Here is a 12,882-nt window from a genome sequence, read left to right as displayed (position 1 = left end):
AGCCGCCGCCCCGACTGGGGCGGCGGCTCTGTGCTGCTATCCGACGGTGCCCTGTATGGCGCTCTCGGCCAGGGCCAGATCATCCTTGTGCACATATACCGTGTACTCGAAGGGGGCTGCGCCGGCCCCCAGGTGGAGAGCGGGGCCGGAGGTTCCATAGCCGGAGAAGCCGCCCACCGGGCGGCTGTCCTGGGTGATGACAAACTCCACCCCCGCGCCCTGGAGGGCGGCGCGGAGCTGTCCGACCTCCTGGGCGTTGAAGGTACTGTAAAGCTTGCGGCGGGCGAAGAGGGGGATGCTGGACATAATGGCACACTCCTTTCGACAAAAAGAGGCCGCTTCCAACGGCCGCCCATCGGGATTGCTCAGTTGAGAGTACCCTGCAGGGCGGCCTGGGCCAGCTCAAAGTCGTCCTCATGGACATAGATAATGTATTCAACGGAGGGGGGTACCAGTTGCAGGCCGATGCCGAAAAAGGAGCCGTTCTGGCGGTCCTGCCGAATGATGAATTCCACCCCGGCGGCCTGGAGGGCGGCGCGGAGCTGTCCGACCTCCTGGGCGTTGAAGGTGCTGCAGAGCCTGCGGCGGGCAAAGAATGGGATACTGGACATAACGGCGCACTCCTTTCCACAGAAAAGGCCTTGTTTCCAACCGACGCCCGCAGGGCGGCCCCCCAACCGCGAGCCCAACAACGTGGGTCGCGGTTGGAGGCGAAGAACCGCCCGGCCCGGCTAAGAGGTTTCGCCATCCCGGCGGAACCTCGTGCCAAAAGGGCGGTTCTGAGCCCGTGGCGGGGGCGGGTGCGAATCGAACACACCAGGACGGGAGCGCCGTCCCCGCCGGTTTTGAAGACCGGGGGGCCCACCAGCGGCCCTTCCGCCCCCATATCTACCCCCATCATAGCCGGTTTTCCACCGCAGGTCAAGCAGATGTGGAAAAAATCCGCACCTCACCCTGACGGCGGGTGACGCCGGAGGCGTCCCAGTGCTCCAGCAGGAGCAGGGCGCACCGGCGGGAACAGCCCAGGGCATCCCTGGCCTCGGCCAGGGAAAAGGGGGCGGGGCCGAAGCGCCCGCGCAGCCGGGCCTCCGCCGCCCGGACGGCCCCGGCGTGGAGCAGATGGCCGGGGGAGAGCTCCAGCAGGACGCCCCGCTCCTTCAGGCGGCGGCAGGCCCGCCGCGCCTCCCTGATCCGCCCGGCAAAGCGGGGCTCCACCCGCGCCCAGGGGGGCGGCTCCAGGCCGTACCCCAGATAGAGGGCCTCCAGCTCCCCCTCCGCCTCCGCCGACGGGGCGGGGGCCGCCGGAGCCGCCGGGGCGGCGGGGGATTCCGCCGCCAGGAGGGGCCGCCCCTCCGCCAGGGCGGCCAGCCGGGCCAGCCGCTCCGGCCGCATGCGGCCCTTGCCGGGGGGCGCCAGATCCACCAGCACGCCGCCTCCCACCGTGGCCAGGGGGGAGAAGAAGCGCGCCACAAACCGGTCGCCGGGGGCGGCGGCGGCGGGCTGGGTGAAGCGGAGCTGGGCCCACCCCGCCTCGCCGGGGCGGAGCACGTCCTGTCCCAGGAGGATGCAGCGGCACACCAGGGCGCGGGCGCCGTGGTGGAAGTGGAGCTGACTTCCGGTGTGCACGGGAAAGGGGGCGTCGGGGAGCACCCGCAGGGATACGTCGGTCCGGTCGGTGAGGGCGAGGGCGCCGGGCGCAGCCAGGGTGTCCCCCCGGCCCACGTCCCGCAGGCGCACCCCCGCCAGGTTCACCGCCGCCCGCACCCCGGCGGGCAGCGCCTCCGCCGGGACGCCGTGGCACTGAAGGCCCCGTACCCGGGCGGTCTGCCCTCCCGGATAGAGCTGCACCCTGTCCCCCCGGCGGAGGGGGCCGCCGGTGAGGGTGCCGGTGACCACCGTGCCGCTGCCGTCCACGGAGAAGACCCGGTCCACGTGGAGCCGGGGGCTGCCCTCCGGCGGGGGCGGCGCCTGCCGGGCCATGGCCGCCAGGGCGGCCCGCAGCGCCTCCAGCCCCTCGCCGGTGACGGCGGAGACGAAGATCCGGGGGGCTCCCTCCAGAAAGGTGCCTGCCGTCAGGGCACGGGTGCGCGCCTCCACCTCCGCCCTGGCGGCGGGGGAGGCCAGATCCGCCCGGGTGAGGGCGACCACCCCCCGCTCCAGGCCCAGCAGGGAGAGAATGTCCAGGTGCTCCGCCGTCTGGGGCATGGGGCCCTCGTCGGCGGCCACGGTGAAGACCGCGCCGTCCAGCCCGCCGCAGCCGGAGAGCATGGTGGGGATGAACTGGGCGTGGCCGGGCACGTCCACCAGGGAGACCCGCCCCACCCCCGGCAGCTCCAGGGGGGCGAAGCCCAGCTCGATGGTGAGGCCCCGGCGGCGCTCCTCGGCCAGCCGGTCGGTGTCCACCCCGGTGAGGGCCCGCACCAGGGCGGTCTTGCCGTGGTCCACATGGCCCGCGGTGCAGAAGATCATGCCTTTCCCTCCCTCCACGCCGCCAGGGCGGCGGCGATCTCCGCCTCGTCGCCGGGCAGGAGGGTGCGCACGTCCAGCAGGAGCTTCCCCCGGTGGATGCGGCCCAGGATGGGCACCCGCCAGGCGCGGAGGTGGGCCTCCAGCGCCTCCGCAGGCTCCAGGGCCGCCGCCCAGGCGGGCAGGCTCTCCCCCGGCCGGGCGCCGCCCCCCACCTCCCCCTGGGTCTCCACCGCCGTGCAGGGGTGGAGGGGGGAGAGGGCTTCGGCCAGGGCCTCCGCCCGCCGCCGCAGCTCCTCCGGCGGGGCGGAGAGCATGGCGGACACCGGCACCGCCGTCCCGTCCCGCCAGTCCAGCAGGGTGGCCTCCAGGGCGGCCAGGGCCAGCTTGCCGGGGCGCAGGGCGCGGGAGAGGGGGTCGGCCCGCAGACGGCCGAGCGGCTCCGCCTTCCCCAGCAAAATCCCCGCCTGGGGCCCGCCCAGCAGCTTGTCCCCGGAGAAGCAGCACACATCGGCCCATGCCACCGCCCCGGCCAGCTCCGGGGAGCCGGGGGCGGCGGAGCCGAGATCGCAGAACAGGGGCACCCCCCGGCCCCGGGCCAGGGCCCCCAGCTCGGGCAGGGAGACCGCCTGGGTGAAGCCCACAACCCGGAAGTTGCTGGGGTGCACCCTGAGCAGCACCTGGGCCTCCCCCGCGTCCAGGGCGGCGGCGTAGTCGGCCGGGCGGGTCTTGTTGGTGGTGCCCACCTCCACCAGCCGGGCCCCGCTGCGGGCCAGGATGTCGGGCACCCGGAAGCCCCCGCCGATCTCCACCAGCTCCCCCCGGGAGATGGCCACCCCCCGCCCCGCCGCCAGGGCGGAGAGGAGGAGAAACACGGCGGCGGCGTTGTTGTTGACCACCAGGGCCGCCTCCGCGCCGGTGAGGGCGCACAGGAGGGCCTCGACGGCCGCCCCCCGGCGGCCCCGGCGGCGGGCGGAGAGGTCGTACTCCAGGTTGGAATAGCCCCGGGCGGCCTCTCCCACCGCCGCCGCCGCCCGCGGACTGAGAGGGGCCCGGCCCAGGTTGGTGTGGAGCACCACGCCGGTGGCGTTGATCACCCGCCCCAAGGCGGGCCGGGCCAGCTCCGCGCCCCGGCGGAGGACGGACTGCTCCAGCTCATCCAGGCCGGGGACGGCAGACAGCGCCCCGGCGCGCAGGGCGGCGCGGTACTCGTCCAGCACCTGGCGGGCCGCCTGCCGCCGCAGGGCGTAGGGCAGGGGGCTGCCCGCCAGGGCGGGGCGGGCGAGAAGCAGATCCATTTTGGGCAGCGCACGCAGCAGTTCCGGCTTCACAGAGATCCCTCCCGGGTGTCATTTGGCTAGAGTATATCACATTTTTTCAAACGATGGGGTATAAACTGCATGGTTTTCAGAAAAACGGGTACAAAATACGGTAAGACAAGGAAACATTTTCATTGACAGGACACTTACCAAACGGTTATGATTGGAGAGGTCAAAAAGCAACCGATTCCGGCCTGCCCCGCCTCGGGGCCGGGCCGATACAGAAAGGGACAGAGAGCAGATGAGAGGTGTCGAAACCCGTATCCAGGAGATCCGCCACCGGGTGTTCCGGGAGGTGGCCCGCATGGCTTACCACACGGAGTGGCCGGTGGACAAGCGCATTGAGAGCCTGCCTTACAAGATCATCCCGGGCGAGGTGGGCAACTTCCGCAACGACGTGTTTTTGGAGCGGGCCATCGTGGGCGAGCGGCTGCGGCTGGCCATGGGCCTGCCCTGCCGGAGCGCGGCGGAGCACGCCCCGCTCTCGGAGAATATCGAGGCGGCCGACCGGCCGGAGACCTACTACACCCCTCCGCTCATCAACGTCATTAAGTTTGCCTGCAACGGCTGCGCGGAGAAGCGGGTGCTGGTGACCGAGGGCTGCCAGGGCTGCCTGGCCCACCCCTGCGAGGAGGTCTGCCCCAAGGACGCCATCAAGCTGGACCGTTACAACGGCCGCTCCCACATCGACCCTGGCAAGTGCATCAACTGCGGCCGTTGCGCCGACGTGTGCTCCTACAAGGCCATTATCATTCAGGAGCGGCCCTGCGCCGTGGCCTGCGGAATGGACGCCATCGGAACCGACGCCAATGGCAAGGCCGAGATCGACCCGGACAAGTGCGTCTCCTGCGGCATGTGCCTGGTAAACTGCCCCTTCGGCGCCATCGCCGACAAGTCCCAGATCTTCCAGGTCATCCGGGCCATCCAGTCCGGTGAGCGGGTTTACGCCGCGGTGGCCCCCGCCTTCGTGGGCCAGTTCGGCCCCAAGGTGACCCCCGGCAAGCTCCGCGCCGCCGTGAAGCAGCTCGGCTTTGCCGATGTCTTTGAGGTGGCCATCGGCGCCGACCTCTGTGCCACCCAGGAGGCGGAGGACTTCGTCCGGGAGGTGCCGGAGGAGCTGCCCTTCATGGGCACGTCCTGCTGCCCGGCGTGGTCGGTCATGGCCAAGAAGCTCCACCCCGACCACGCCCACTGCATCTCCATGGCCCTCACCCCCATGACCCTCACCGCCCGCCTCATCAAGCACGAGCATCCCAACGCCAAGGTGGTGTTCATCGGGCCCTGCGCGGCCAAGAAGCTGGAGGCCATGCGCAAGAGCGTGCGCAGCGAGGTGGACTTCGTGCTCACCTTTGAGGAGATGGCGGGGATCTTTGCGGCCAAGCATGTGGATCTGACCACCATCGAGGAGGACCCGGACGGCGTCAACGATGCCTCTACCGACGGGCGCAGCTTCGCCGTGGGCGGCGGCGTGGCCAAGGCGGTGGTCAACGTTATCCAGCACCGCTACCCCGGCCGGGAGGTCAAGGTGACCAGCTCCCAGGGCCTGCGGGAGTGCCGCAAGATGATGCAGGAGGCGGTGGCAGGCAAGTACCCCGGCTATCTGCTGGAGGGCATGGCCTGTCCCGGCGGCTGCGTGGCCGGCGCCGGTACCATGCAGCCCATCAAGAAGTCCCAGGCCGCCGTTGGCCTTTACGCCCGGCAGGCCAAGCACAAGACCTCCGACGAAACCGAGCACATCAAGGAGCTGGACAAGCTGGTGGACTGAGCAGAGCAAAACGAACCCCCGGAACCGACGCGGTTCCGGGGGTTCGTTTATTCCTTGCAGGCCAGACGCTTGTGCACATCCCGGCGGAGCAGGGCGTAGAGCACCGAGGCCACGGGCACGCTGAGCAGCACGCCCACCAGGCCGCCCACGCCGCCGCCGATGGTGACGGCGGCCAGCACCCAGATGCCGGGCAGGCCGATGGAGGTGCCCACCACCTTGGGGTAGATGACGTTGCCCTCAATCTGCTGGAGCACCACCAGGAAGACCAGGAAGACCAGGGCTTTGATGGGGGAGACCATCACCAGCAGCAGGGCGGACACAATGGCCCCGATGTAGGCGCCCGCCACCGGGATGATGGCGGAGGCGCCGATGATGACGCCGATAAGAGGGGCGTAGTCGGCCTGGATGAAGAGCATCCCCGCCGCGCACAGCCCGCCCAGGATACAGGCCTCAATGAGCTGCCCGGTGACGAAGCGGGTGAAGGTGTCGGCCGTCAGGTGGACCACATCGGTGAGGGGGTCGGCAAACCGGGCGGGCACATAGGCCCGCAGCACCCGGCGGCACTGGCTCATGAGGGTGTCCCTGCCGGAGAGCATATAGATGGAGAATACCAGGGAGAGCACCCCGGTGACCACCATGGAGACGATGCCGCTGGTGAGCTCCAGCAGGTGGGGGCCCAGGTCGGACAGGAAGCCCAGCACGTAGTTGAACAGGTTTTTGAGCACATCGTTCAGGCCGGACAGGTCCAGCGCCTCCACATCCAGGTGGAAGTAGGAGATGATATCGTTGTACCAGCCCTGGACGTTGGCCAGGTAGCCCCCCAGGTTGAGGGCGAAGGTCTGGATGCTCTCCACCAGCTTGGGCACCACAAAGGAAAAGATGGCGGCGATGGCCAGAATCAGCACCAGATAGGAGGTGACCACCGCCAGGGGGCGGGCCGCCCCCCTGGCCCGGGTGCGGGACAGCCCTCGATCATAGAGGCGGAAAAAGAAGTGGCAGGGCCGGTTGAGGACGAAGGCCAGTGCGAAGCCGATGAGCAGCGGCTTAACCAGCCCCAGCACCCATGCCACCCCGCCGGCGATCAGGCCCAGGCGGCTGAGTACCATCACCAGTACCACCGTATAGGTGATGAGGAGCAGAATGCTTTTAAACAGCTTTTTATCCATGCTATCTCCCAATTTCATATAATCTGCCTCCACTATAGCATTGGCGGGCGGGGCCAGTCAACGGAATCCGGGCGATTTAAGCAAAGTTTAATGAAATGTTCCGCCTCCATAAAAATTTCCTTGACAAAGGGGCCTGGCAGGCCTATAATCATAGTAAACATATAGGAATTAAGAAGTTTTGAAAGGAGCGTCTCTATGTCGCACTTCATTTACGCGGACCATGCGGCCACCACGGCTGTCTCCGATACCGCCCTCCAGGCCATGCTCCCCCACTTCACCACGGCCTACGGCAACCCCTCCAGCCTGTACCGCTTTGCCCAGGAGGGCAAGACCGACCTGGAGCGGGCGCGGGCGGAAATCTCCGCCTGCCTCAACGCCCGGCCGGAGGAGATCTACTTCACCTCCGGCGGTACGGAGGCGGACAACTGGGCCCTGCGGGGGGTGGCCGAGCTCATGGCCCTAAAGGGGCGGAAGGGCGGCCACATCATCACCTCCGCCATCGAGCACCACGCCGTCCTCCACACCGCCCAGTATCTGGAGAAGCAGGGCTATGAGGTTACCTACCTGCCGGTGGACGGGCGGGGGCTGGTGGACCCCGCCGCCCTGGAGGGGGCGATCCGGCCGGACACCATTCTTATCTCCATCATGGCCGCCAACAACGAGATCGGCACCATAGAGCCTGTCGCCGAGCTGGGCCGCATCGCCCGGGCCCACAAGGTGCTCTTTCACACCGACGCGGTGCAGGCCGTGGGCCATATCCCCGTGGACGTGGAGGCGTGGAATGTGGACCTGCTCTCCCTGTCCGCCCACAAGTTCCGCGGCCCCAAGGGAGTGGGCGCCCTGTACGTGAAAAAGCCCCTGCGCCTGCCCGCGCTCATCCAGGGCGGCGGCCAGGAGAAGGGCCGCCGCTCCGGCACCGAGAACGTCCCCGGCGCGGTGGGCATGGCCGCCGCCCTGCGGGAGGCGGTGGACGGCCTGAGCCGGGAGTCCCCCCGCCTGGCCGCCCTGCGGGACAGGCTCATCGACGGCCTGACCGGGCTTCCCTACACCCGCCTCACCGGCGACCCGGTGAACCGCCTGCCCGGCACCGCCTCCTTTGTCTTTGAAGGGGTGGAGGGAGAGGCCCTGCTGCTCCACCTGGACGCCAGGGGCATCTGCGCCTCCTCCGGCTCGGCCTGTTCTTCTGCGTCCCTGGACCCCTCCCACGTGCTGCTGGCCATCGGCCTGCCTCACGCCATTGCCCACGGCTCCCTGCGGCTCTCCCTGGGCGCGGAGAATACCGAGGCGGACGTGGACTACATTTTGAAGGAAGTGCCCCAGGTGGTGGCGTATCTCCGGGAGCTGTCCCCCGTATGGGACCGGGACGCACAGAAGCCCACCTGGGAGCTGTAACTGGAAAGGAGAAACTGCTATGCTGTATTCCGATAAGGTGATGGACCACTTTGAGCACCCCAGGAACGTGGGGGAGATAGAACATGCCGACGGGGTGGGCCAGGTGGGCAACCCCAAGTGCGGCGACATCATGAAGATGTACCTGAAGATCGACGGGGACGTGATCACCGACGTGAAGTTCAAGACCTTTGGCTGCGGCTCGGCCATCGCCACCTCCTCCATGGCCACCGAGATGATCAAGGGAAAGACCATCGCGGAGGCCATGACCCTGACCAACGCCGCCGTGGCGGAGGCTCTGGACGGCCTGCCCGCCTACAAGATGCACTGCTCCGTTCTGGCGGAGGAGGCCATCAAGGCCGCCCTGGCCGACTACTACCGCCGCCAGGGCCGGGAGGTGCCCGAAGCCCTCCGCCTGCCCTGTGAGGATGAGGAGCACGGCTGCTGCTCCTGCGGCCACTGAGCCAGGACACGCAAGGCCCCGGAATCGAAGCGGTTCCGGGGCTTTTTTCTTGACAGAGGGCGGGGCTTGTCATAAAATAGGACGGAACTTTGTGAGAAATAAGGGAGTATGGGTCCGTGATCGAGTTAAAACACATTTCCAAGACCTTTCCCACGGCCGACGGCGTGTTTCAAGCCCTGGACGACATCAATCTGACCATCCGGGACGGGGACATCTTCGGCATCGTGGGCATGAGCGGCGCGGGCAAGTCCACCCTGGTGCGCTGCATCAACCTGCTGGAGCGCCCTACAGCGGGCCAGGTGGTCATCGACGGACAGGATCTCATGGAGCTGTCCGCCCCCCAGCTGCGGGAGAAGCGCCGCTCCATCAGCATGATCTTCCAGCAGTTCAACCTGCTCATGCAGCGCACCTGCCTGGGCAACATCTGCTTCCCCATGGAGATCGCCGGGGTGCCCAAGGGGGAGGCGCGCAAGCGCGCCCTGGAGTATCTGGACATCGTGGGCCTGCCCGACAAGGCCAACGCCTACCCGGCCCAGCTCTCCGGCGGCCAGAAGCAGCGCATCGCCATCGCCCGCGCCCTGGCCTCCAATCCCAAGGTGCTGCTGTGCGACGAGGCCACCTCCGCCCTGGACCCCACCACCACCCGCAGCATCCTCAGGCTGATCCAGGACATCAACCGGCGCATGGGCATCACCGCCGTGATCATTACCCACGAGATGGCGGTGGTGGAGGAGATCTGCTCCCACGTGGCCATCCTGGAGCGCGGCCGCATGGTGGAGACCGGCACAGTGGAGGCGGTGTTCTCCAACCCTCAGACCGAGGCAGGCCGCCGGCTGGTGTTCCCGGAGGGGGCCAACATCGACAAGTTTCCCGTGGCGGGCGTGGTGCGGGTGGTGTTCAACGGCGGCTCCTCCTACGAGCCCCTCATCGCCTCCCTGGCCATCGACTGCGGCGTGAAGGTGAACATACTGGGGGCCGACACCCGCAACGTGGGCGGCAAGGCCTTCGGCTCCATGCTGCTGGGCCTGCCCGAGGATCATGGCGAGGCTGCCCGTGCCATGAGCTATCTGAAGGCCCAGAAGGACGTCACCGTGGAGGAGGTGCCCGACTACCATGGATAAATTTATGCAGCAGATGCGCGAGGCCTTTGCCAACGAGGCCCTGTGGAAGGAATTCCAGACTGGTATCTGGGACACCATCTACTCCACCGTGGCGGCCACTCTGGTGGCCTGCGTCCTGGGCATTATCCTGGGCATTATCCTGGTGGCGGGGGAGGAGGACGGCGTGCGCCCCCTGCCCGGCCCGGTGATGAAGGTGCTCAACTTTGCCATCAACATCCTGCGCTCGGTGCCTTTCCTGATCCTGATGATCATGGTGCTTCCCCTGAGTGAGCTCCTGGTGGGTACCACCATCGGCACTGTGGCCTCCATCCCTCCCCTGATTATCGCCTCGGCCTCCTTCGTGGCCCGGCTGGTGGAGACCTCCCTGCGGGAGGTGGACAAGGGGGTCATCGAGGCCGCCCAGTCCATGGGCTGCTCCCCCTTCCAGATCATCTGGAAGGTGATTTTGCCGGAGAGCCTGCCCTCCCTGGTGGCCAGCTTCACCACCGCATTTATCACCATTCTGGGCTACGGCGCCATGGCTGGTGCCATCGGCGGCGGCGGCCTGGGCAAGATTGCCATCAACTACGGCTATTATAAATACAACTATGCGGTGATGCTCATCGCCGTGGTCTTTATTGTGATTTTGGTGCAGATTTTCCAGTCACTGGGTACCTCCCTGGCCACCCGGACGGACCACCGCATCACCAACCGGGCGGGGCGAAGAAAGCTCCGCCGGAACGTCAGCCGGCAGATCAACCGGGACAAGCGCAGCCCCGGCGGCATGTGAATTTTGGAGGGGGCGGCAAAGCAGTTGCTTTGCCGCCCTCTCTTTTTTGTGCAGAATATGCGATTGACAGGAGCGCCTTCCGGTTGTAAACTAAGTGCAACCCAAGCGGAACTGAATAACGCCCCTCAAACGCGAGGAAGAGAAGAGTAGCCAGAGAGATACGGCACAGAGAGCCCGGAATGGTGGAAACGGGTACGGAAGGCTTTGGGGAAGATGGTCTCGGAGCGGCGCGGCTGACTGCCACAGGCACAGGCCGCGACGGGAGCGCCCGTCAGCGCGCGGGAGTATGCCAGTACTCCATAAGGCCCCTGTCGTGAGGCAGGGGTGAAGCAAGGTGGTACCACGAAGCCGGAAGGCTCTCGTCCTTGAATTTGGATTCAAGGGCGTTTTTTTGTGCTCTGATTTGGGAATACCACCTCCCTTTGAGGAACAATGAAAAGGAGAAATGCACCATGAAGAAGCTCGCATCCCTGCTCCTGTCCGGCGCCCTGGCCCTCGGCCTGCTGGCCGGCTGCGGCGGCACCCCCGGTACCGCCGACACCCCCGCCGCAAACACCGACACCCCCGCCGCCCCCACCCAGACCGGCTCCCTGGAGGGCACCACCCTGAAGGTGGGCGCCTCTCCCGCTCCCCACGCCGAGATCCTGGCCGTGGTGAAGGAACTGCTGGCGGAGGAGGGAATCAACCTGGAGATCGTGGAGTTTACCGACTACATTCAGCCCAACACCGCGGTGGAGAACGGCAGCATTGACGCCAACTACTTCCAGCACATCACCTATCTGAACAACTTCAACGCCGAGAACGGCACCCACCTGGTGAGCGTGGCCGACGTACACTACGAGCCCTTCGGCATCTACGCCGGCAAGACCGCCAGCCTGGAGGAGCTCCAGGACGGCGCGCAGATCGGCGTGCCCAACGACCCCACCAACGGCGGCCGCGCCCTGCTGCTCCTCCAGGAGCAGGGCCTCATCACTTTGAAGGAGGATGTGGGCCTGGAGCCCACCAAGCTGGACATCGCGGAGAACCCCCACAACTATGAGATCGTGGAGATGGAGGCCGCCCAACTCCCCCGCTCCCTGGGCAGCCTGGACATCGCCGTCATCAACGGCAACTACGCCATCCAGGCCGATCTGAAGGTGGCCGACGCCCTGGCGATTGAGTCCGCCGAGGGCACCGCCGGCACCGCTTATGTCAATGTGCTGGCCGTCAAGGAGGGCCGGGAGAGCGACCCCGCCATCCAGGCTCTGGCAAAGGCCCTGTGCAGCGACGAGGTCAAGGCGTTCATTGACGAGACCTATGCCGGCGCTGTGCAGGCGGTGTTCTAAGGTCCTATTCACACAGACGGCCCGCGAAGCGGGCCGTCTCATTCGACTAAAATCCTATTGATTTTGTAGGAATTTGGTGGTATACTGCTGAATAGAATCTAAATTATGAGGGAGGTATTACCTATGCAGATTGCAAATACACTGCCCGAGCTGATCGGGAACACCCCCCTGCTTCGGCTGGAGCGGTTTGCCCCCGGGGCAGGGGTGCTGGCCAAGCTGGAGAGCTTTAACCCCCTGTCCTCCGCCAAGGACCGGGCAGGCCTTTACATGATTTTGGACGCCGAGGAGAGGGGCCTGCTCCAGCCCGGCGCGGTGATTGTGGAGCCCACCAGCGGCAACACCGGCGTGGCCCTGGCCTACATCGGCCGCCAGCGGGGCTACCGGGTGGTGCTCACCATGCCGGAGACCATGAGTCAGGAGCGGCGCAGCCTGCTGGCCGCTCTGGGGGCGGAGCTGGTGCTCACCGAAGGAGCCCGGGGTATGGGCGGCGCCATTGAGCGGGCGAAGGAGCTGCTGGAGAGCACCCCCGGCGCGTGGATGCCCGACCAGTTCAACAACCCCGCCAACGCCCGGGCCCACTACGAGACCACCGGTCCCGAGCTGTGGCGGGACACCGACGGCGGCGTGGACGTGCTGGTGGCGGGAGTGGGTTCCGGCGGCACCATCACCGGCGCGGGCCGCTATCTGAAGGAGCAGAACCCCGCCATCCGCGTGGTGGCGGTGGAGCCGGCTGAGTCCCCCGTCCTCTCCGGCGGCCGGCCGGGGCCCCATAAGATCCAGGGCATCGGCGCGGGCTTCGTCCCCGGCACCCTGGACATGGGGGTGGTGGACGAGGTGGTGGCCGTCACCGGCGACGAGGCCTATGCCGCCGCCCGGGAGCTGGCCCGTACCGAGGGGGTGCTGGCCGGGGTGTCCTCCGGCGCGGCGGCCCACGCGGCCCGCATCCTGGCCCAGCGGCCGGACATGCGGGGCAAGACCATCGCGGTGGTGCTCCCCGATACTGGCGAGCGCTACCTCTCCACAGGGCTGTTTGCGTAAATAGAGCGCGGTGGACACAATCGGCAGCATGGCTCCGGCCGCAGGCGTTTTGCCTGCGGCC

At 67.4% G+C, this 12,882-nt stretch carries 12 protein-coding genes and 1 tRNA gene; 7 read left to right on the top strand and 6 right to left on the bottom strand.

Translation table 11 applies throughout. From position 1 onward, the window contains the following. Positions 1-36 precede the first annotated feature (36 nt). The 5 genes from HMPREF0372_RS07205 to selA form a co-directional block, all read right to left on the bottom strand. A complete protein-coding gene (locus HMPREF0372_RS07205) occupies positions 37-306 on the bottom strand; it encodes a putative signal transducing protein (RefSeq protein ID WP_007490219.1) in 270 nt (89 codons plus the stop codon). 59 nt (positions 307-365) lie between these two features. Continuing rightward, positions 366-611 (bottom strand): putative signal transducing protein, encoded by a 246-nt coding sequence (locus tag HMPREF0372_RS07200; RefSeq protein ID WP_007490217.1) that lies wholly within the window; start codon positions 609-611, stop codon positions 366-368. Between the two features lie 177 nt (positions 612-788). Then, positions 789-884, bottom strand: a tRNA-Sec gene (locus tag HMPREF0372_RS07195). Between the two features lie 37 nt (positions 885-921). Next, positions 922-2,469 carry a selenocysteine-specific translation elongation factor gene (gene selB, locus HMPREF0372_RS21015; protein ID WP_007490216.1) on the bottom strand — a complete coding sequence of 516 codons (1,548 nt, stop codon included), beginning with the start codon at positions 2,467-2,469 and terminating at the stop codon, positions 922-924. Next, positions 2,466-3,797, bottom strand: a complete 1,332-nt coding sequence (selA, locus tag HMPREF0372_RS07185) for an L-seryl-tRNA(Sec) selenium transferase (RefSeq protein ID WP_039996851.1) — start codon at positions 3,795-3,797, stop codon at positions 2,466-2,468. The genes selB and selA overlap by 4 nt, the downstream gene beginning before the upstream one ends. 229 nt (positions 3,798-4,026) lie before the next feature. Here selA and HMPREF0372_RS07180 point away from each other — a divergent pair, with 229 nt between their 5' ends. Then, positions 4,027-5,550 (top strand): 4Fe-4S dicluster domain-containing protein, encoded by a 1,524-nt coding sequence (locus HMPREF0372_RS07180; protein ID WP_007490213.1) that lies wholly within the window; start codon positions 4,027-4,029, stop codon positions 5,548-5,550. 47 nt (positions 5,551-5,597) lie between these two features. Here HMPREF0372_RS07180 and HMPREF0372_RS07175 read toward each other — a convergent pair whose 3' ends face one another. Then, positions 5,598-6,734, bottom strand: a complete 1,137-nt coding sequence (locus HMPREF0372_RS07175) for an AI-2E family transporter (protein ID WP_007490212.1) — start codon at positions 6,732-6,734, stop codon at positions 5,598-5,600. A 177-nt stretch (positions 6,735-6,911) separates the two neighbouring features. Here HMPREF0372_RS07175 and nifS point away from each other — a divergent pair, with 177 nt between their 5' ends. The 6 genes from nifS (at position 6,912) to cysK (ending at position 12,821) form a co-directional block, all read left to right on the top strand. Further along, positions 6,912-8,108 (top strand): cysteine desulfurase NifS, encoded by a 1,197-nt coding sequence (gene nifS / locus HMPREF0372_RS07170; RefSeq protein ID WP_007490210.1) that lies wholly within the window; start codon positions 6,912-6,914, stop codon positions 8,106-8,108. A 19-nt stretch (positions 8,109-8,127) separates the two neighbouring features. After that, a complete protein-coding gene (gene nifU, locus HMPREF0372_RS07165) occupies positions 8,128-8,568 on the top strand; it encodes a Fe-S cluster assembly scaffold protein NifU (protein WP_007490209.1) in 441 nt (146 codons plus the stop codon). A 116-nt stretch (positions 8,569-8,684) separates the two neighbouring features. Continuing rightward, on the top strand, positions 8,685-9,689 hold the full coding sequence (locus HMPREF0372_RS07160) for a methionine ABC transporter ATP-binding protein (protein ID WP_007490207.1): 1,005 nt from the start codon (positions 8,685-8,687) through the stop codon (positions 9,687-9,689). Next, positions 9,682-10,458: a methionine ABC transporter permease gene (locus HMPREF0372_RS07155; RefSeq protein ID WP_007490205.1), complete on the top strand. Its 777-nt coding sequence runs from the start codon at positions 9,682-9,684 to the stop codon at positions 10,456-10,458. The genes HMPREF0372_RS07160 and HMPREF0372_RS07155 overlap by 8 nt, the downstream gene beginning before the upstream one ends. Before the next feature lie 452 nt (positions 10,459-10,910). Next, positions 10,911-11,783, top strand: coding sequence for a MetQ/NlpA family ABC transporter substrate-binding protein (locus tag HMPREF0372_RS07150; protein ID WP_007490201.1), 873 nt, complete (start codon positions 10,911-10,913; stop codon positions 11,781-11,783). Between the two features lie 123 nt (positions 11,784-11,906). Then, positions 11,907-12,821 (top strand): cysteine synthase A, encoded by a 915-nt coding sequence (cysK, locus tag HMPREF0372_RS07145; RefSeq protein WP_039996849.1) that lies wholly within the window; start codon positions 11,907-11,909, stop codon positions 12,819-12,821. The last annotated feature ends 61 nt before the right edge of the window (positions 12,822-12,882 follow it).

This window comes from Flavonifractor plautii ATCC 29863 (genome assembly GCF_000239295.1).
In the GTDB taxonomy this organism is placed as follows: domain Bacteria; phylum Bacillota; class Clostridia; order Oscillospirales; family Oscillospiraceae; genus Flavonifractor; species Flavonifractor plautii.
The sequence above is the reverse complement of the archived record's forward strand: the minus strand, read 5'-3'. Positions and strand labels throughout refer to the sequence as shown.

What these genes read in the sequence shown, in the direction of transcription:
- HMPREF0372_RS07205 (WP_007490219.1), bottom strand. Translation starts at nt 306, where the DNA reads ATGTCCAGCATCCCCCTCTTCGCCCGCCGCAAGCTTTACAGTACCTTC.
- HMPREF0372_RS07200 (WP_007490217.1), bottom strand. Translation starts at nt 611, where the DNA reads ATGTCCAGTATCCCATTCTTTGCCCGCCGCAGGCTCTGCAGCACCTTC.
- selB (WP_007490216.1), bottom strand. Translation starts at nt 2,469, where the DNA reads ATGATCTTCTGCACCGCGGGCCATGTGGACCACGGCAAGACCGCCCTG.
- HMPREF0372_RS07180 (WP_007490213.1), top strand. Translation starts at nt 4,027, where the DNA reads ATGAGAGGTGTCGAAACCCGTATCCAGGAGATCCGCCACCGGGTGTTC.
- HMPREF0372_RS07175 (WP_007490212.1), bottom strand. Translation starts at nt 6,734, where the DNA reads ATGAAATTGGGAGATAGCATGGATAAAAAGCTGTTTAAAAGCATTCTG.
- nifS (WP_007490210.1), top strand. Translation starts at nt 6,912, where the DNA reads ATGTCGCACTTCATTTACGCGGACCATGCGGCCACCACGGCTGTCTCC.
- nifU (WP_007490209.1), top strand. Translation starts at nt 8,128, where the DNA reads ATGCTGTATTCCGATAAGGTGATGGACCACTTTGAGCACCCCAGGAAC.
- HMPREF0372_RS07155 (WP_007490205.1), top strand. Translation starts at nt 9,682, where the DNA reads ATGGATAAATTTATGCAGCAGATGCGCGAGGCCTTTGCCAACGAGGCC.
- HMPREF0372_RS07150 (WP_007490201.1), top strand. Translation starts at nt 10,911, where the DNA reads ATGAAGAAGCTCGCATCCCTGCTCCTGTCCGGCGCCCTGGCCCTCGGC.
- cysK (WP_039996849.1), top strand. Translation starts at nt 11,907, where the DNA reads ATGCAGATTGCAAATACACTGCCCGAGCTGATCGGGAACACCCCCCTG.